The following is a 16,354-nucleotide window of genomic DNA, read 5'->3' on the forward strand; positions in this document are numbered from 1 at the left end:
CCGGCACTGTCACCGCGCTGCACTAGGCTGGCCGCGATGGCAGATCCGTCCAGCTACCGCCCCGCGTCCGGGACGATCCCGGACGCGCCCGGGGTGTACCGGTTCCGTGACCCGACCGGCCGGGTGATCTACGTCGGCAAGGCCAAGAGCCTGCGCAGCCGGCTCAACTCCTACTTCGGTGACCTGTGGCAGTTGCACCAACGCACCCAGCAGATGGTCACCACCGCGGCCTCGGTGGACTGGGTCACGGTGAGCAGCGAGGTCGAGGCGCTGCAACTGGAGTACCTGTGGATCAAGGAATACGACCCACGGTTCAACGTCCGCTACCGCGACGACAAGTCCTACCCCTACCTGGCGGTCACCCTCGACGAGGAGTTTCCCCGACTGCAGGTGATGCGGGGCGCCAAACGCAAAGGGGTGCGCTACTTCGGGCCGTACTCGCACGCCTGGGCGATCCGCGAGACCCTCGACCTGCTGCTGCGGGTCTTCCCGGCCCGCACCTGCTCCGCCGGGGTGTTCAAGCAGTCGGCGCACGTCGGCCGACCGTGCCTGCTCGGTGACATCGGCAAGTGCTCCGCGCCCTGTGTGGGCCGCATCGACGAGAGCGGGCACCGGGCGATCGTCGAGGAGTTCTGCGACTTCATGGCCGGACGCACCGACACCATGGTCCGCCGGCTGGATCGCGAGATGCACGCCGCCGCCGAGGCTCTGGAGTTCGAACGGGCCGCCCGGCTGCGCGACGACGTCGCGGCGCTGCGCCGGGCGATGGAGAAACAGACGGTGGTGCTCGGCGACGGCACGGACGCCGACGTGGTGGCGTTCGCCGAGGATCCGCTCGAAGCGGCCGTCCAGGTGTTCCACGTCCGGGGCGGGCGGGTCCGTGGCCAGCGGGGCTGGGTGGTGGAGAAGGTCGAGGAGCTGACCACCGGCGACCTGGTGCACCACTTCTGCACCCAGGTGTACGGCCCCGAACAGGGCGAGACCGACGTACCCCGGGAGCTGCTCGTGCCCGAGCTGCCGCCGGACGCCGCCGCGCTGGCCGACTGGCTCAGCACCCGACGCGGCAGCCGGGTGACACTGCGGGTGCCGCAGCGCGGCGACAAGCGGGCGCTGCTGGAGACGGTCGCCCGCAACGCCGGCGAGGCGTTGACCCGGCACAAGCTGCGCCGCGCCAGTGACCTCACCACCCGCAGCCAGGCGCTGGAGGAGATCGCCGAAGCACTCGGGCTGTCCACCGCGCCGCTGCGCGTCGAGTGCGTCGACGTGTCACAGATCCAGGGCACCGACGTGGTGGCCAGCCTCGTGGTGTTCGAGGACGGCCTGCCGCGCAAGAGCGAGTACCGCCGGTTCGCGGTGCGGGGAGCCACCGACGACCTGTCGGCCGTCGCGGAGGTGTTCCGCCGCCGTTTCGCCCGTGGCCGGTCGGCGACAACCGACCCGGTCCCGGGCGCTGATCCGGTCCCGGGCGCTGATCCGGTCTCGGGCGCCGGCCCGGCGCCGGTCGACGCGATCGATCCGCAGACCGGGCGTCCGCGCAGGTTCGCGTACCCGCCGCAGTTGATCGTGGTTGACGGCGGCGCGCCGCAGGTGCGGGCCGCCGCCGGGGTGCTCGCGGAGCTCGGCATCGACGATGTCGCGCTCTGCGGCCTGGCGAAACGACTGGAAGAGGTGTGGCTGCCCGGTGACGACTATCCGGTCGTCCTGCCCCGTACCTCGGAAGGGCTGTACCTGCTGCAGCGCATCCGGGACGAGGCGCACCGGTTCGCGATCACCTATCACCGGCAGCGCCGGTCGAAACGGATGGTCGTTTCCGGGCTGGACCAGGTGCCCGGCCTCGGTGAAGTCCGGCGCAAGGCGCTGCTGCGGCACTTCGGTTCGGTCCGTCGACTGGCCACGGCCTCCGTCGAGGAGATCGTCGCGGTGCCGGGCATCGGCCGGCGTACCGCGGAGACGATCGTCGCTGCGCTGGCCGGGTCGCCGCAAAGCACCGCAGATCGCACCTAGAATCCATCTGTGGTGCCGGCCGGCGCGCATCGGGCGCGCGTGGCCCACCCTTGGGCGGGAGGACCGTGAGGCAGAACAGCCTGAGCCCGGGAGACGACGTCACCCGGGACGTCACGTACGACGACGTCACGTACGAACAGGTTCCGGCGGGGCCCGAGGGTCAGCCGGCACCGGCCGGTGACGACCTGGCCGGCAGCGCGGTACACGACGGCAAGCCGGCCGGGATCTCGACCGAACCGACCGAGGCCCAGCTGGTGGTGGTGACCGGGGTGTCCGGCGGCGGCCGTAGCACGGTGGCCCGTGCCCTGGAGAACGTCGGCTACTACGTGGTGGACAACCTGCCGCAGGCACTGCTGCTGGACATGGCCGAGTTGGCGATGCGCGCTGGCGGCGCGGCCCGCCGTACCGCCATGGTTCTCGACGTGCGCAGCCGGGCCTTCTCCACCGACCTGGCCGGGGCGATCCGGGCGCTGAAGGACCGCGGCTACCAGCCCCGGGTGGTCTTCGTCGACGCGGCGGCCGACGTGCTGATCCGGCGGTTCGAAAGCGTCCGGCGTTCGCACCCGCTGCAGGGCGACGGTCGGCTGGCCGATGGGATCGCCGCCGAGCGGGAGCTGCTGGCCGAGGCGCGTGAGCAGGCCGACGTGATCATCGACACCAGCCACCTGAACGAAAACCAGCTCCGCCGCCGGGTGGAGGAGCTGTTCGGCGGTGAGGACGCCCGCCGGCTGCGGGTCACCGTGCTGTCGTTCGGTTTCAAGTACGGGCTGCCGCCCGACGCGGACTTCGTGATCGACGCCCGGTTCCTGCCCAACCCGTACTGGGTGCCGGAACTGCGCGAATACTCCGGCCGGGAAGCCTCGGTCAGCGGGTACGTGCTCAGTCAGGCCGGTGCCGACGAGTTCGTCCGCAGCTACGCCGAATTGATCAACGCCACCACCGCCGGATTCGAGCGGGAAGGCAAGCGCTACCTGACCGTGGCGGTCGGCTGCACCGGTGGCAAGCACCGCAGCGTCGCCATCGCCGAGGAACTCGCCGTACGGCTGCGGCAGGCCCGGCTGTCGGTCAACGCCCAGCACCGTGACCTGGGGCGCGAGTGAGTGCTCTGCGGGTGGTGGCCTTCGGCGGTGGGCACGGGTTGGCGGCCTCGCTGCGCGGTCTGCGCCACGCGGCGGCCCGGCTCGACCTGGACGTCACCGCCGTGGTCACCGTCGGCGACGACGGCGGGTCCAGCGGACGGCTGCGCGCCGACCGGGGCGCACTGCCCCCCGGCGACCTGCGCCAGGCGCTCGCCGCACTGGCCGGGCCGGAACCGGCCGCCCAGCTGACCGCCCGGCTGCTCCAGCACCGGTTCGGGCCGGTGCCGGGCGAGGCGCCGCCCGGCGACCAGCCCGATCCGCTCACCGGACACGCCGTCGGCAACCTGGTGCTCTGCGGGCTGATGGAGCTGCTCGGCGATCCGGTCGCCGCGCTCGACCACCTCGGTGGGCTGCTCGGCGCGACCGGCCGGGTGCTGCCGATGTCCTGCGAACCGGTGTCGATCGACGCGGACGTGCTGGGCGGGGATCCGCGCCGCCCCACCGAGGTGGTGACCATCAGCGGCCAGCACGCGGTCGCCGTCACCCGGGGCCGGGTCGAGTCGGTGCGGCTGCTGCCCAAGGCGCCGGCCGCCTGCCGACCGGCGGTCGCGGCGGTCCAGGCCGCCGACTGGCTGATCTTCGGTCCGGGCAGCTGGTACACCAGCGTCATCCCGCACCTGCTGGTGCCCGAGCTGGCGGCGGCGATCGTGGCCAGTCCGGCCCGCCGGCTGGTCAACCTCAACCTGGCGGCCGAGAAGGAGACCCTCGGGCTGTCGGTCGCCGACCACCTCGCCGCGCTGGCCTGGTACCTGCCGCAGCTGCAGGTCGACACGGTGCTCGCCGACGGGACGGCGGTCGGCGATCCCGAACCGGCCACCCGTGCGGCAGAATCGCTGGGTGCACGCTTGACGCTCGCCCCCCTGGCGGTCGCCGACGGCAGCCCCCGGCACGATCCCGTCGCGCTGGGTGCCGCTCTGGTGCCTGTCCTGGGTTCCGCTCGTTAAGCACGTACGTACGTGTACCGGCGCCCGCCCGTACGCACCGGCACCCGCCGCCAACGGCCCGCGTGAGGTGAATGACTATGGCGATGACCGCTGCCGTCAAGGACGAGCTGAGCCGGGTCGACGTACCCAAGCCCTGTTGCCGCCGCGCCGAGATGGCCGCGCTGCTGCGGTTCTCCGGCGGGCTGCACATCGTCGCCGGGCGGGTCGTCGTCGAGGCGGAGCTCGACACCAACGCGGTGGCCCGCCGGCTGCGCCGCGAGGTGGCCGACGTGTACGGCTACGCGAGCGAGATCCACGTCCTGAGCCCCAGCGGGCTGCGCAAGGGCAACCACTACATCATCCGGGTGGTCACCGACGGTGAGGCGCTGGCCCGCCAGACCGGGCTGCTGGACGTGCGCGGGCGCCCGGTGCGGGGCCTGCCGCCACATCTGGTGTCGGCCAACGTCTGCTGCGCGGTCGCGGCGTGGCGCGGGGCGTTCATGTCGCACGGCTCGCTGACCGAGCCGGGCCGCTCCAGCGCCCTGGAGATCACCTGCCCGGGGCCGGAATCGGCCCTCGCGCTGGTCGGCGCGGCCCGCCGGATCGGCATCACCGCCAAGGCCCGCGAGGTGCGCGGCGTCGACCGGGTGGTGGTCAAGGACGGTGACGCGATCGCCGCGCTGCTCACCCGCGTCGGCGCCCACTCCAGCGTGCTGACCTGGGAGGAGCGCCGGGTACGCCGCGAGGTGCGGGCGACCGCGAACCGGCTGGCCAACTTCGACGACGCCAACCTGCGCCGCTCGGCCCGCGCCGCGGTGGCCGCCGCGGCCCGGGTGACCCGGGCGCTGGAGATCCTCGCCGACGACGCGCCGAACCATCTGACCTCGGCCGGGCGGCTGCGTCTGGAGCACCGTCAGGCGTCGTTGGAGGAGCTCGGGGCGCTGGCCGATCCGCCGCTGACCAAGGACGCGATCGCCGGGCGGATCCGGCGGCTGCTGGCGCTGGCCGACAAGCGGGCCCGGGATCTCGGCATTCCGGACACCGAGGACGCGGTGACCACGGAGATGCTCGTCGGGTGACACCGCTCACGGCCCGGGGATCGGCCGCCCCGGCGCAACGCGGCACGGGCTTCTCGGATAGGGTCGCAGGTGTACGGCGACGGGGCCGGCACCCGGCTCTCCCCGCCGCGACCACCGCCTCGGGTGTTCCGCCCGAGCCGCAGGCTGCGACGTGGGCGGCCGAGTTCAACTCATCGGCGCCCGGCCCGCCAAGCGGTCGGCGCACACCACATCCGCCCGGCAACCCCAGCGTCCGGGCGGGCGAGAAGCGAGGAGATGGGACCTGTGACCATCCGGGTTGGCATCAACGGCTTCGGCCGGATCGGCCGTAACTTCACGCGGGCGGTGCTCGCCTCCGGCGCGGACATCCAGATTGTCGCCTTCAACGACCTGGGCGACACCGCGACCACCGCGCACCTGCTGAAGTACGACAGCATCCTGGGCCGGCTGCCGCAGGAGGTGAAGGCCAGCGGCGACGAGATCACCGTCGGCGGCCACACCATCAAGGCGCTCGCCGAGCGGGACCCGGCCAAGCTGCCCTGGGGCGACCTCGGCGCCGACGTGGTGATCGAGTCGACCGGCTTCTTCACCGACGCGACCAAGGCCAAGGCGCACGTCGACGGCGGCGCCAAGAAGGTGATCATCTCGGCGCCGGCCAAGAACGAGGACTTCACCGTCGTGCTCGGCGTCAACGACGACAAGTACGACCCGGCCACGCACACCATCATCTCGAACGCCTCCTGCACCACCAACTGCCTGGCCCCGATGGCCAAGGTGCTGCAGGACACGTTCGGCATCGAGCGCGGTCTGATGACCACCATCCACGCGTACACCCAGGACCAGAACCTGCAGGACGGCCCGCACAAGGACCTGCGCCGGGCCCGCGCCGCCGCGCTGAACATCGTGCCGACCTCGACCGGTGCCGCCAAGGCCATCGGGCTGGTGCTGCCGGAGCTCAAGGGCAAGCTGGACGGCTACGCGCTGCGGGTGCCGATCCCGACCGGCTCGGCCACCGACCTGACCGTCACGGTCGGCCGGGAGACCTCGGTGGAGGAGGTCAACGCCGCGGTGAAGGCCGCCGCGCAGGGCCCGCTCGCCGGCGTCCTCACCTACACCGAGGACCCGATCGTGTCGGCCGACATCGTCACCGACCCGGCGTCCTGCATCTTCGACGCCGGGCTGACCAAGGTCATCGGTGACCAGGTCAAGGTGGTCGGCTGGTACGACAACGAGTGGGGCTACTCCAACCGCCTGGTCGACCTGGTCAAGTTGGTGGGCGCGTCGCTGTGAGCCCGGTAGCCACTCTCGACGACCTGCTCGCCGAGGGTGTGTCAGGTCGGCGCGTGCTGCTGCGCGCCGACCTGAACGTGCCCTTCGCGAAGGACCGGCCGGGAGTCATCAGCGACGACGGCCGGATCCGGGCCGTGCTGCCCACCCTGACCGCGCTGCGCGACGCCGGCGCGGCGGTGGTGGTCTGCTCGCACCTGGGCCGGCCCAAGGGCGCCCCGGACCCGAAGTACACCCTGGCGCCGGTCGCGGCCCGCCTCGGCGAGCTGCTCGGCGCCCCGGTCGCCTTCGCCACCGACACCGTCGGTGAGTCCGCCGGCGCGGTCGTGGCCGGGCTCGGCGCCGGCGAGGTCGCACTGCTGGAGAACCTGCGGTTCAACCCGGGGGAGACCAGCAAGGACGCCGACGAGCGGGGAGCCTTCGCCGACCAGCTGGCGGCGTTCGCCGACGCGTACGTCGACGACGCGTTCGGCGCCGTGCACCGCAAGCACGCCAGCGTGTACGACGTACCGGCCCGGCTGCCGCACGTCGCCGGCAAGCTGGTGCACCGCGAGGTCGAGGTGCTGGCCAGGCTGACCGGCGAGCCGGAGCGGCCGTACGTGGTGGTGCTCGGCGGGTCGAAGGTCTCCGACAAGCTCGCCGTGATCGAGGCGCTGCTGCCCACCGTCGACAAGCTGCTGGTCGGCGGCGGCATGTGCTTCACCTTCCTCAAGGCCCAGGGCCACGAGGTCGGCACCTCGTTGCTGGAGACCGACATGGTCGACACCTGCGCCGAGCTGCTCCAGCGCGGCGCCGGAAAGATCGTGCTGCCGGTTGACGTGGTGGCCGCCACCGCGTTCGCCCCGGACGCCGCCCACGACGTGGTCGACGCCACGGCGATTCCGGCCGACCGGCTCGGCCTGGACATCGGGCCACGCACCGTGGCCGTGTTCAGCGAGGCCCTGTCCGGGGCGCGGACCGTGTTCTGGAACGGGCCGATGGGCGTGTTCGAGATGGCCGCGTTCGCCGCCGGCACCCGTGGCGTCGCCGAGGCGATCACCAAGGTCGACGGGTTCACCGTGGTCGGCGGGGGCGACTCGGCCGCCGCGGTGCGGGCGCTCGGCCTCGACGAGTCCGCGTTCGGGCACATCTCGACCGGCGGGGGCGCCTCGCTGGAGTACCTGGAGGGCAAGACCCTCCCCGGCATCGCCGCCCTGGAGAAGTGAGACCAGTGCCAGACATCGCTGTCCGCCGGCCCTTGATGGCCGGCAACTGGAAGATGAACCTCAACCACCTGGAGGCCATCGCGCTGGTCCAGAAGCTGGCGTTCAGCCTGAACGAGCAGCAGCTGACCGATGTCGAGGTGGTGGTGCTGCCGCCGTTCACCGCGCTGCGCAGCGTGCAGACCCTCATCGACGGGGACAAGCTGGCCATCGGGTACGGTGCCCAGGACCTGTCGCCGCACGCCTCCGGGGCCTACACCGGCGACATCGCCGGGGCCATGCTGGCCAAGCTCGGCTGCCAGTACGTGACGGTCGGCCACTCGGAGCGGCGCGCGTACCACAACGAGGACGACGCGGTGGTCAAGGCCAAGGTGGCCGCCGCGCTGGCCAACGGGATCACCCCGATCCTGTGCGTCGGCGAGGGCCTGGACGTGCGGGAGACCGGCGGTCACGTCGCGCACTGCCGCGACCAGGTCGACGCCGCCCTGGCCGGGCTGACCGCCGAGCAGGTGGTCAAGGTCGTCATCGCGTACGAGCCGGTGTGGGCGATCGGCACCGGCAAGACCGCCACCCCGGCCGACGCGCAGGAGGTGTGCGGGGCGATCCGGACCCGGTTGGCCGAGTCGTACGACCAGGCCACCGCCGACCAGACCCGGATCCTGTACGGCGGCTCGGTCAAGGCGGCGAACATCGCCGCGATCATGGCCGAGGTCGACGTCGACGGTGCCCTGATCGGCGGGGCCAGCCTGGACGCCGACGAGTTCGCGCAGATCGCCCGCTTCCCGGAGCACGTCAAGCGCTGACCTGTCGGCACCGGCCACCATATCGTCGCAAGCTCTGATGCCGCAGAGGCATGATCATGCCTCTGCGGCATCGTGCCGCTACCGGCGGCCAACTCTCGGTCTACGGTTTCATGTTTGAGTCCTATGTGGCGTAATTCACGATCAAACCAGGCGTCCTGTGAGCAGGGCCTTTGCAGCTGAACTCAGCTGAGGTTGTCGTGGCCAAAGCTGTCAGGGCATCAAGGCGCGCGCAGTGTTCCAGGAGCTCGTGGTCGGCTTCGGCGAGGTGTCCGTATTCGTCGAGGAAGCTGGCGCTGAGGTCTGGGCGCTGGGGCCAGATGCGGGTGGCGAGGCGTACGAGGTCGCGGGCGTGCAGGTCGTAGCGGCTGTGTTCGAAGTCGATCAGGCGGACGATGTCGTCGTGACCGTAGATCATGTTGCGGGGCATGAAGTCGAGATGGCAGGGGACGGTCGGTAGCGGGGCGAGGTCTTGGAGTGCCCGCATGTGGGCGCGTACATCGGCGCGGTAGCTGAGGGTGGTCCGGTCTCCGGCTTGGTGGATCCAGTATTCGGCGCGGTCGGCGAGCCAGGCTGTCCAATCGGGCTCCAGCCGTGGTGGTCCGGCGGCGTGGAGCGTCTTGAGTAGCTGTCCTGCCTGCCGGTATGCGTGCTGCTCGGCCTTGAGGGCGAGTGTTCGTTGGCTGAGCGGGATCCCTGGCACGGCGGTGATGACGATCGTGGGCGGTTCGTCGGCTGTCGCGAGTAGGCGGGGTGCCCGGTCGGGGAGGGCCGCTGTGACCCAGGTTCGGTAGGCGTGAACCTCCTGCGTGTGCCGTTCCTGGCTGCGGTGTGGCTTGACCATGACTTCCCCGTGGTTGGCGGTCGAGGCGCGGAGCACCTGGGTTCCGGCGTGGCCCGAGTGCCAGGCCAGGGGGACGGCGTCGGTGTCGAGCAGGCGCCGGCAGAGTTGAAGGAGGTCGGTGCTGTTCATCGCGTGGGTTTCAGGTGGCGGGTGTCGTTGTGCGCGACGAGCTGCCAGATGGTGCGGCCGAACCGGTTGGTCGGCCGCTGCCATCGGGTGACGGAGGCGTGGTCGGTGACGAAGCCGAGCCGTAGGCAGGCGTTCCGAGGGAGCGCGAGGAGCAGGTTGTTGGCGGCCTCGATGGTTTCTCCATGGGCGGCGATGAGGATGCGCTCGCCGTTGTGCCGGGCGAGGATTTTCTGGAGGGCTTTGGTGGCGCGGTCGAGGTACTCGTTCCATGTCTCGGAGCCGTGGGCGTACGGGAGGTCGGGGGCGTGTTGGGGCGGACCCTGAAAGGTGGTCTTGATGTCTGCCCACGGGCGGCCGTCGGCCTCGCCGTGGTCGGGTCCGCGAAGCTGCGGCTCGGCGGTGGGCAGTAGGCGGAGGGCCTGGGTGATGATCTCGGCGGTTTGGACCACCCGGAGTCGGGGCGTGGAGTAGAAGACCGCGTACGGGCGGGCTGCGTGTTCGGCGGCAAGCCGGGCGGCGAGCTGGGCGACTTGGCGGCGGCCTTGGTCGGTCAGGCCGGTGCAGCCGTGTTCGCCGCCCACGATCCCGGCGACGTTGCAGGCGGCCTCGCCGTGACGGGCGATGACGAGTTCGGTGGCCTGGTCCATTGGCGGGACTCCTCCGGGGGATGGTCAGGTTGACGCGAACGGGTCGGGCCATGGCCGCACGGTGGGCCACGGGTGTCGGTAGCCGTTGACGCCGAGGTAGCGCAGCGTCAGGAGGTGGTGAAGTTCGGCATACTGCCGCAGCTCGTCCATGTCGCAACGGATCGGCGAGATCGCGTCCCGGTAGGCGTCGACGCAGTCCGTGAGGATCCACTGGTCGAGGCTGCTGTACGTCATGGAAGCGGTGACGAGAAGGCCGGCCAGGTCGTAGCCGAAGGGGGCGAGGGTGAGGTCGTCGAAGTCGACGACCGCGACGTCCTCGCCCTCGACGAGATAGTTGCGGACGTTCGGGTCCTTGTAGAAGGCCGCCGGCCGGTCAACCCGGCCGAGGACCGCGTCGAGCGCGGCCAGGTCGATGCCCGTGATGCGGGCGGCGCGGTGCAGCGCTTTGCGGCGCGGGCTGGCGAAGTCGGGGAGCGCCAGTCCGATCGACGTGCTGTGAAATTGGTCGAGGCGTGCGGAGCACAGTTCTCTCCGTGCGCCGCGTCGTGCAGTTGGCCGAGTGTTGCCGCGACTCGGGGCAGGTCCGCTACCTGGGGTGTCCGGCCTGGCAGGCGTTCGAAGACCAGGTGGCGAGGTGCCCGGGTGACCAGGCGTGGAAGGCGGACTCCCGACTTCAGCCCGGCGAGCCAGTCGTGGTGGGCCGCCGCTGCCGAGCAGCGCTGCGGGTCGTCGTACGGCTTGATGAAGAGGTTGTTGGTCATGACCGGGCCGCCAGGGCGTAGCTGACGGTGGATCGGGTCAGATACGGCGGCGCTGGTAGCCGCTCCTGGAGGACTGCGGCGAGGCCGGCCGGTCCACGGTCTGGGCGGATCTGGTACTTCGGGGTTGTGGCCAGGTATCGGGCGAGGTGAGTGGCATCGGTGAACTCGAAGACATGTTCCTCGTGCAGGACGTCGAGCACGGTGAGGTGCACGGCGGCGATGTCGAGCAGGTTGCCGCTGTGAAAGCTCTCGTAGAGGCTCGGCCGGCGGATGGCGTCGGGGTCCAGGTGGGCGGCGTGGACGAGTTGATCGAGTTCGGTGTAGCTGTCCAGCGACTTGGTCACCAGGACGGCGACACCTCCGGGACGGAGGCAGCGGGCGATTTCCGCGATGGCGGCGGCCGGGGTGGCCGAGTGGTAGAGGCAGAAGGCGGCTACGGCTGCGTCGGCCATTGCATCGGGCAGCGGCAGGTGGTGGAAGTTGGCGCAGACCGTCGAGCCGACCTCGTCGGCCTCGCGCAGCCGTGTCCGGACGGTGTCCAGCAGTGCGATCGAGGCGTCAACCGCGATGAGGCGTCGAGGGCGGAGACGGGCGGCGATGCGAAGCGTGCTGGTGCCCCGTCCGCAGCCGAGGTCGAGCACCACGGCACCTGGTGTGGTCCGCCTGGCGAGCAGGCCGGCGATGACTTCGGCGGCGTCCCGCCCGGCGATTTTAGCTTCGCGAAGCGCACGGGTGCGGTCCGCGAGCCGATCGTTGGCCCGGTAGAGGTCGCCGTGGACCAGAGCGGGATCGAGGAACGGGTTAGCCGACATCGGTCCCCGCCCGTCCGGTCCGGGTCAGGTCATCGGTTGGGCTTGTCGTCGGAGCCGCTCGACCAGTTGGTTGGCTTGCCGGCGGCTGGTGAGTGAGATCAGCCGGACGTGTGGCCCGTGTTGGCGGATGAGGTTCTGGATCCGGGGCCGCATGGCGCGTCGGTAGCCGAGGATGTAGCGGATGAAGTTCCAGGTGATCCGGTCGTACACGCCGTCGGTCTGATGCTGCCCGCCCCGGTAGCGGCGGCGTCGCTGGGCGATGCCCCAGAGACAGGTGGCGGCGGGAAGGTCGAGGAAGATCACGGTGTCGGCGGCGGCCAGCCGGATCGGCAGGGTGCCGGCGTAGTTGCCTTCGATGATCCAGCGTTCGCCGGTGACGAATTTTTCCTGCTGGGCGGCGAACTCGTGTTGCGGGAGCGGGTTCCACTGTTCGTCGTAGTAGATCGCGTCGAGGTGGGTCAGCGGCGCGTCGAGGACTTGGGCGAGTTGCCGGGCGATCGTCGACTTGCCGCTGCCGCCGCAGCCGATGATGGCGATCCTGCCCATGGTCCTCCAGGGTAGGGGCGGTGCGCGGTGAGGCCGGGCGGACACGGCCGGTCATGACGGCACCGGATCCGGATGGGGTAGGAGACGATCGAGCACGCCGAGCTGGGCGGAGAGCCGAAACGGGGCGAGGCGGCGCAGACAGTCGGCGATCAGGTTGGCGTGGTCGTTGGTGCCGGCGATCTCGGCGAGCCAGCCGGCCCGGTGCCGTACGTCGGTGGCGTGCCTGACGTGCAGGCTTGGCGGTACGAGTGCGGCGGTGCCGCGGACAGTGCCGGGCAGGAGCGGGACGCAGCCGAGGTACTCCGCCGGTTCCGGGTGACTGGGCCGGTCTCGGAGGCGCCCTTCCAGATCAACATCTCGTGGATCCATCCGCGCGTCGCCGACGTCGTCGCCGATGTCGACGCGAACCCTATCGCTGGCGAGTGGCTGTGCCGCATTGAGAAGGCTGGCCACTGGCCGATCAACTGGATGGAGATCCATCGAGCTCGGATGCCAAGCAAGCAGGAAGCTGCCCTGCTGGAAATTCCGACCAACCTGCCGGTGCTCGAGATCGTGCGGGTAGGCACGTCCGGGGCGGACAACCAACCAATCGAAGTTACCGAGTACGTGGTGGCGAGCGACCGGGTGGAGACCGTCCATGTTCTGCACCGGGACGAGAAGGCCCAGGAGCCGTGGCCGAACGACACCGCGACGGCGGGTGACTCGTGACAGTGCCGATCCGGCTCGACGCGGCAAGCCGAACACATGTCGGCTTCGTCCGCAGACGCAACGAGGACAGCCTCTATCAAGGCAAGTGGCTGTACGCCGTCGCCGACGGACTAGGCGGCCACGTGGCCGGCGACATCGCCAGCGCCACAGCGATCAACGCGCTGAGAGCGTACGACCAGCTTGTGGAACCGGAGGATCTCGCCCATGCCATGGGTGAAGCGATCAACGCCGCCAGCGGTGCGTTACGCCGGAAGATCCGCGCGGAGCATGAGCTGAGCGGGATGGGAACCACCGTCGTCGCAATGCTCCGGGCAGAGACGACGGCGGTCGTCGGCAACGTCGGGGACTCCCGTGCGTACCTGATGCGCGACGTAGCCTCGCCCCGGAGCACCTTGCTCCGGTTGACCGAGGATCACATCTATCAGCACCTGGTGGCCGGGGCCCGCACGGTGCCGGACCTGCCGGAGAAGCTGACTCGGTTTCTTGACGGCCGCCCAGATGGCAGATCCCCCGACCTGACTCCGGTGCATCTCGCGCCGGGCGACCGAGTCCTGCTCTGCTCGGACGGGCTTAGCTCGTACGTGCCGCAGCAGTCGGTGCAGGCGGCCTTGAACTCCGGCGGTAGCGCCGACAGCGTCGCCGATCAACTCGTCTCGCTAGCCCTTGAACAGGGCGGGCAAGACAACATCACCGTGATTGTTGTCGATGTACATCTCGTCAACGGTGCTGGTCGGTGAGGAGTTTGTGCATTTGTCCGATTTCTGTCCTGCTGTTGCGCTGCCGCAGCACCGTGTGCTGGTCATAGAGCCGGTCGGCGGGCCACGGTCCGGCCCGCTATCCTTGGTGAGCCCGCGTGCCGGCCCGCGCGGACTCGTCCGGTGATCGATCCGCAGACGCCGCGACGACTGCCATGAGAGGACTGAGCACTGCCATGCCGATCGAGTTCGCCTATGTGTTGATCGTGTTGCTGGTGATCACGAGCGTGATGCTCACCATGCTGATCCTGCTGCACAAGGGTAAGGGTGGCGGCATGTCCAGCATGTTCGGCGGCGGGGTGAGCACGAGCCTGGCCGGTTCGTCGGTGGCCGAGAAGAACCTCGACCGCTACACCGTGCTGACCGGCATCGTCTGGTTCGCCTGCATCGTCGGCCTGGGTCTCTGGCTCAAGTTGGCAATGAACTCGGGTGTGTGATTCGTCGCTGTCCGTCGTAAGATTTCGCGCGGCCCGTTCGAACGGGCCGCGCTTTCTTTTGCGCTTCAGCGGCGTCGCGCCACCCCTCGGGCGGTGGTGACACCCCCCTCGACGACAGGAGCGACCATCATGGCGAGTACCAGCACCATCCGGGGCACCAGGGTCGGCGCCACCCAGGCCCGGCCGACCGAACGCGCGGAGCCGGCCCCCCGCCGCGAGGCGACCTACTGGTGCGCCAACGAGCACAGCGTGCAGATCAGTTTGGCGGCTGAGGCCCCTACTCCGGCGACCTGGGAGTGCCCGCGCTGCGGGCTGCCCGCCGGACAGGACCAGCACAATCCGCCGGACCGTCCGCGTACCGAGCCGTACAAGTCGCATCTGGCGTACGTGAAGGAGCGGCGCAGTGAGGCCGAGGCCGAGGCGATCCTCGCCGAGGCACTCGCGGCCGTGCGCGCCCGGCGCGGCGAGCGCTGACCGGCCGCCTACCCCCACTCTCGACGCACCGGAGGCGGACCCGGCTCATCGTGCCTGGGATCGGCATCGACCGTGCCGAACATGTCCTCCGGTGCCACCCGGGCCGGTAACTCGCCGAACCTGGCACGCCGCAGCCGATCGAATTCGTCGTCCGCCGACGGCGCCGTCCGTTCCCGATCCTCACCCATGGCCGGTCCCTTCGTCGGACTCCATTCTCCCGCTGCCACTGCTCACGCGGAAGGTGGCGTCGTCCCCTGCGGCGTGGGATCACCCTGGGCGGGCACCAGCACGGTGGTGCCGGACCAGCTGATGTGCTCGTTGCGGATGTGGTGCCACGGTTCGCCGTTTTCGTCGAGGCCGGTCAGTTCGGCGAGGTAGTGGCCGAAGCCGTACCCGCCGGCCCGTAGGGTGGCGACTGCCCACGGGTGGAGCTGGTCGGCGACGCGCTCCGGGTGGCGCTGGTCGTACGGGACCTCGATGACGCCGAGCAGGTCGTAGCGTTCGTCGGTGCCACCGGGGTCGACCACCCGGCACAGCGAGAATCCGTACCGTTCGCGCTGCTCACCGTCCACCCACGCCAGTTGTCCGGCCACTGTGTCCTCCATGATCATTGTCTGGATGCTGCGGTGAACGAAGCATCGCGCTAAAACGCGCTTATATCAACCCCTTGTGTTGTTCATGATCACCTGGTGTGATGTCGTGGTCACCATCCAATCGTGAGAGAGGCCACTGATGGCACGTGCACCGAGGACCCGCAAGGCACCCGCCAACCCCGCCATGTCGCCGACCGTGCAGGCCATGGAGCTCGGCATCCGGCTACGCGAGCGCCGCGAGGAGCTCGGCATGACCGCCGTCGGCGTCGGCCGCAGCAGCGGCATCACCCAGGCGTACGTCTCCGGAGTGGAGATCGGCAAGGTCAAACTCCCCGCCGACCGGCTCGCCCAACTCGTCAAGATCTACGAGATCGACGACCAGGAGGCCGCCGAGCTGGAAGCGTTGCGGATCGGCGCGATGGCCCGCGCCTGGTGGCACACGTACAAGCAGCTCTTCCCGGCCGAGTTCCTGCGCTTCCTCGGCTACGAGGCCGGAGCCGACCATGTCCGCACCTACCAAAACGAGATCGTCCACGGACTGTTGCAGACCGAGGCGTACGCCCGCGCCGTCCTACGTGGCGGCAACACCTACGTCCGGCTCACCGAGACCGAGCAGCGCATTGAGGTACGGATGGCCCGGCAGCGCCGGCTCGCCGAGGACCCGCCGCTGCGGGTCACCGCGATCTTCGGCGAGAGCACCATTCGCCAGCAGGTCGGCGGCCCCGAAGTGATGCGCGCCCAACTCGATCACCTGGCCGACCTGATGACCCGCCATCCGGAGCAGATCCGGGTGCACATCATCCCGTTCTCGGCCGGTGCGTACCCGGCGCTCGGTGGGCCGTTCCAGATCCTGACATTTCCGTCGCCACGGGTGCCGGATCTGGTCTGGCAGGAGGTGCTGACCTCCAGCGACATCATCGACCAGTCGAGCCGGGTCGCCGACTACATGATCACCTTCGGGGAGACCCTGGAGCGGGCGTTAAGCTTCGAGGAGTCCCTCGCCCTGATCCGCCAGGTCGCACAGGAGATGACATGACGGAACACACCCCTGCACGCGGCTGGTTCACGTCCTCCCGCAGCTCGGAGAACGCCGCCTGCGTCGAGGTCCGCCTCAGTGCCGACACCGTCGGCGTACGCGACTCCAAGGACCGCAGCGGCCCGGCGCTCGCCTTCGACCCGGCCGCCTGGACCGACTTCCTCACCACCCTCAAGGCCACCGGGCCGGGCTCGTAGCC

The 16,354-nt window shown here is 70.2% G+C and carries 18 protein-coding genes and 2 pseudogenes; 13 read left to right on the forward strand and 7 right to left on the reverse strand.

What is annotated here, in order from left to right; translation table 11 throughout:
• Positions 1–36: 36 nt before the first annotated feature.
• From uvrC to tpiA, 7 genes are all read left to right on the forward strand, one after another.
• Positions 37–2,004, forward strand: coding sequence for an excinuclease ABC subunit UvrC (uvrC, locus tag ACN27F_RS31300; protein ID WP_421439061.1), 1,968 nt, complete (start codon positions 37–39; stop codon positions 2,002–2,004).
• Positions 2,005–2,228: 224 nt separating this feature from the next.
• A complete protein-coding gene (gene rapZ / locus ACN27F_RS31305; RefSeq protein ID WP_421440573.1) occupies positions 2,229–3,104 on the forward strand; it encodes an RNase adapter RapZ in 876 nt (291 codons plus the stop codon).
• The gene (locus tag ACN27F_RS31310) at positions 3,101–4,087 is read left to right on the forward strand and encodes a gluconeogenesis factor YvcK family protein (protein WP_421439062.1); all 987 of its coding nucleotides are present in this window, start codon (positions 3,101–3,103) and stop codon (positions 4,085–4,087) included. Before rapZ ends, ACN27F_RS31310 begins: the two co-directional genes overlap by 4 nt.
• Before the next feature lie 77 nt (positions 4,088–4,164).
• On the forward strand, positions 4,165–5,145 hold the full coding sequence (gene whiA / locus ACN27F_RS31315) for a DNA-binding protein WhiA (RefSeq protein ID WP_421439063.1): 981 nt from the start codon (positions 4,165–4,167) through the stop codon (positions 5,143–5,145).
• 264 nt (positions 5,146–5,409) lie between these two features.
• Complete coding sequence (gap, locus tag ACN27F_RS31320) at positions 5,410–6,414, forward strand: type I glyceraldehyde-3-phosphate dehydrogenase (protein ID WP_421439064.1); 1,005 nt, start codon at positions 5,410–5,412, stop codon at positions 6,412–6,414.
• Positions 6,411–7,616 (forward strand): phosphoglycerate kinase, encoded by a 1,206-nt coding sequence (locus ACN27F_RS31325; RefSeq protein WP_421439065.1) that lies wholly within the window; start codon positions 6,411–6,413, stop codon positions 7,614–7,616. Before gap ends, ACN27F_RS31325 begins: the two co-directional genes overlap by 4 nt.
• 35 nt (positions 7,617–7,651) lie before the next feature.
• A complete protein-coding gene (tpiA, locus tag ACN27F_RS31330; RefSeq protein ID WP_421440574.1) occupies positions 7,652–8,416 on the forward strand; it encodes a triose-phosphate isomerase in 765 nt (254 codons plus the stop codon).
• A 121-nt stretch (positions 8,417–8,537) separates the two neighbouring features.
• Here tpiA and ACN27F_RS31335 read toward each other — a convergent pair whose 3' ends face one another.
• From ACN27F_RS31335 to ACN27F_RS31360, 6 genes and pseudogenes are all read right to left on the reverse strand, one after another.
• Positions 8,538–9,386, reverse strand: coding sequence for a phosphotransferase enzyme family protein (locus ACN27F_RS31335; protein ID WP_421439066.1), 849 nt, complete (start codon positions 9,384–9,386; stop codon positions 8,538–8,540).
• Complete coding sequence (locus ACN27F_RS31340) at positions 9,383–10,033, reverse strand: histidine phosphatase family protein (protein WP_421439067.1); 651 nt, start codon at positions 10,031–10,033, stop codon at positions 9,383–9,385. Before ACN27F_RS31340 ends, ACN27F_RS31335 begins: the two co-directional genes overlap by 4 nt.
• A gap of 24 nt (positions 10,034–10,057) precedes the next feature.
• Positions 10,058–10,267, reverse strand: a complete 210-nt coding sequence (locus tag ACN27F_RS31345; RefSeq protein ID WP_421439068.1) for a hypothetical protein — start codon at positions 10,265–10,267, stop codon at positions 10,058–10,060.
• Positions 10,268–10,750 (reverse strand): annotated as a pseudogene (locus ACN27F_RS31350) (phosphotransferase); the annotation flags it as partial.
• A 40-nt stretch (positions 10,751–10,790) separates the two neighbouring features.
• Entirely contained in the window at positions 10,791–11,606 is an 816-nt protein-coding gene (locus ACN27F_RS31355; protein ID WP_421439069.1) for a class I SAM-dependent methyltransferase, read from the reverse strand.
• A 24-nt stretch (positions 11,607–11,630) separates the two neighbouring features.
• Positions 11,631–12,152: a topology modulation protein gene (locus ACN27F_RS31360; protein WP_421439070.1), complete on the reverse strand. Its 522-nt coding sequence runs from the start codon at positions 12,150–12,152 to the stop codon at positions 11,631–11,633.
• Positions 12,153–12,449: 297 nt separating this feature from the next.
• Between ACN27F_RS31360 and ACN27F_RS31365 the strand changes: the two are divergent.
• The 4 genes and pseudogenes from ACN27F_RS31365 to ACN27F_RS31380 all read left to right on the forward strand — a co-directional run.
• Positions 12,450–12,860: pseudogene (locus tag ACN27F_RS31365) on the forward strand (UTRA domain-containing protein); the annotation flags it as partial.
• Positions 12,861–12,862: 2 nt separating this feature from the next.
• The gene (locus tag ACN27F_RS31370; protein ID WP_421440575.1) at positions 12,863–13,597 is read left to right on the forward strand and encodes a PP2C family protein-serine/threonine phosphatase; all 735 of its coding nucleotides are present in this window, start codon (positions 12,863–12,865) and stop codon (positions 13,595–13,597) included.
• A 194-nt stretch (positions 13,598–13,791) separates the two neighbouring features.
• Positions 13,792–14,052 (forward strand): preprotein translocase subunit SecG, encoded by a 261-nt coding sequence (gene secG / locus ACN27F_RS31375; protein ID WP_421439071.1) that lies wholly within the window; start codon positions 13,792–13,794, stop codon positions 14,050–14,052.
• A gap of 129 nt (positions 14,053–14,181) precedes the next feature.
• Entirely contained in the window at positions 14,182–14,526 is a 345-nt protein-coding gene (locus ACN27F_RS31380) for an RNA polymerase-binding protein RbpA (RefSeq protein WP_421439072.1), read from the forward strand.
• A 230-nt stretch (positions 14,527–14,756) separates the two neighbouring features.
• Here ACN27F_RS31380 and ACN27F_RS31385 read toward each other — a convergent pair whose 3' ends face one another.
• The gene (locus tag ACN27F_RS31385) at positions 14,757–15,137 is read right to left on the reverse strand and encodes a hypothetical protein (protein ID WP_421439073.1); all 381 of its coding nucleotides are present in this window, start codon (positions 15,135–15,137) and stop codon (positions 14,757–14,759) included.
• A gap of 121 nt (positions 15,138–15,258) precedes the next feature.
• Between ACN27F_RS31385 and ACN27F_RS31390 the strand changes: the two genes are divergently transcribed.
• Both ACN27F_RS31390 and ACN27F_RS31395 read left to right on the forward strand, forming a co-directional pair.
• Positions 15,259–16,155, forward strand: a complete 897-nt coding sequence (locus ACN27F_RS31390) for a helix-turn-helix domain-containing protein (RefSeq protein ID WP_421439074.1) — start codon at positions 15,259–15,261, stop codon at positions 16,153–16,155.
• Positions 16,152–16,352 carry a DUF397 domain-containing protein gene (locus ACN27F_RS31395; protein ID WP_421439075.1) on the forward strand — a complete coding sequence of 67 codons (201 nt, stop codon included), beginning with the start codon at positions 16,152–16,154 and terminating at the stop codon, positions 16,350–16,352. The genes ACN27F_RS31390 and ACN27F_RS31395 overlap by 4 nt, the downstream gene beginning before the upstream one ends.
• Positions 16,353–16,354: the final 2 nt, after the last annotated feature.

Origin of the sequence: Solwaraspora sp. WMMB335 (assembly GCF_049179075.1) — a bacterium.
Lineage (GTDB): Bacteria > Actinomycetota > Actinomycetes > Mycobacteriales > Micromonosporaceae > Micromonospora_E.

Coding starts and splice junctions, on each gene's coding strand:
- uvrC (WP_421439061.1), top strand. CDS start 37: ATGGCAGATCCGTCCAGCTACCGCCCCGCGTCCGGGACGATCCCGGAC.
- whiA (WP_421439063.1), top strand. CDS start 4,165: ATGGCGATGACCGCTGCCGTCAAGGACGAGCTGAGCCGGGTCGACGTA.
- tpiA (WP_421440574.1), top strand. CDS start 7,652: ATGGCCGGCAACTGGAAGATGAACCTCAACCACCTGGAGGCCATCGCG.
- ACN27F_RS31335 (WP_421439066.1), bottom strand. CDS start 9,386: ATGAACAGCACCGACCTCCTTCAACTCTGCCGGCGCCTGCTCGACACC.
- ACN27F_RS31340 (WP_421439067.1), bottom strand. CDS start 10,033: ATGGACCAGGCCACCGAACTCGTCATCGCCCGTCACGGCGAGGCCGCC.
- ACN27F_RS31345 (WP_421439068.1), bottom strand. CDS start 10,267: ATGACGTACAGCAGCCTCGACCAGTGGATCCTCACGGACTGCGTCGAC.
- ACN27F_RS31355 (WP_421439069.1), bottom strand. CDS start 11,606: ATGTCGGCTAACCCGTTCCTCGATCCCGCTCTGGTCCACGGCGACCTC.
- ACN27F_RS31360 (WP_421439070.1), bottom strand. CDS start 12,152: ATGGGCAGGATCGCCATCATCGGCTGCGGCGGCAGCGGCAAGTCGACG.
- secG (WP_421439071.1), top strand. CDS start 13,792: ATGCCGATCGAGTTCGCCTATGTGTTGATCGTGTTGCTGGTGATCACG.
- ACN27F_RS31380 (WP_421439072.1), top strand. CDS start 14,182: ATGGCGAGTACCAGCACCATCCGGGGCACCAGGGTCGGCGCCACCCAG.
- ACN27F_RS31385 (WP_421439073.1), bottom strand. CDS start 15,137: ATGATCATGGAGGACACAGTGGCCGGACAACTGGCGTGGGTGGACGGT.
- ACN27F_RS31390 (WP_421439074.1), top strand. CDS start 15,259: ATGGCACGTGCACCGAGGACCCGCAAGGCACCCGCCAACCCCGCCATG.
- ACN27F_RS31395 (WP_421439075.1), top strand. CDS start 16,152: ATGACGGAACACACCCCTGCACGCGGCTGGTTCACGTCCTCCCGCAGC.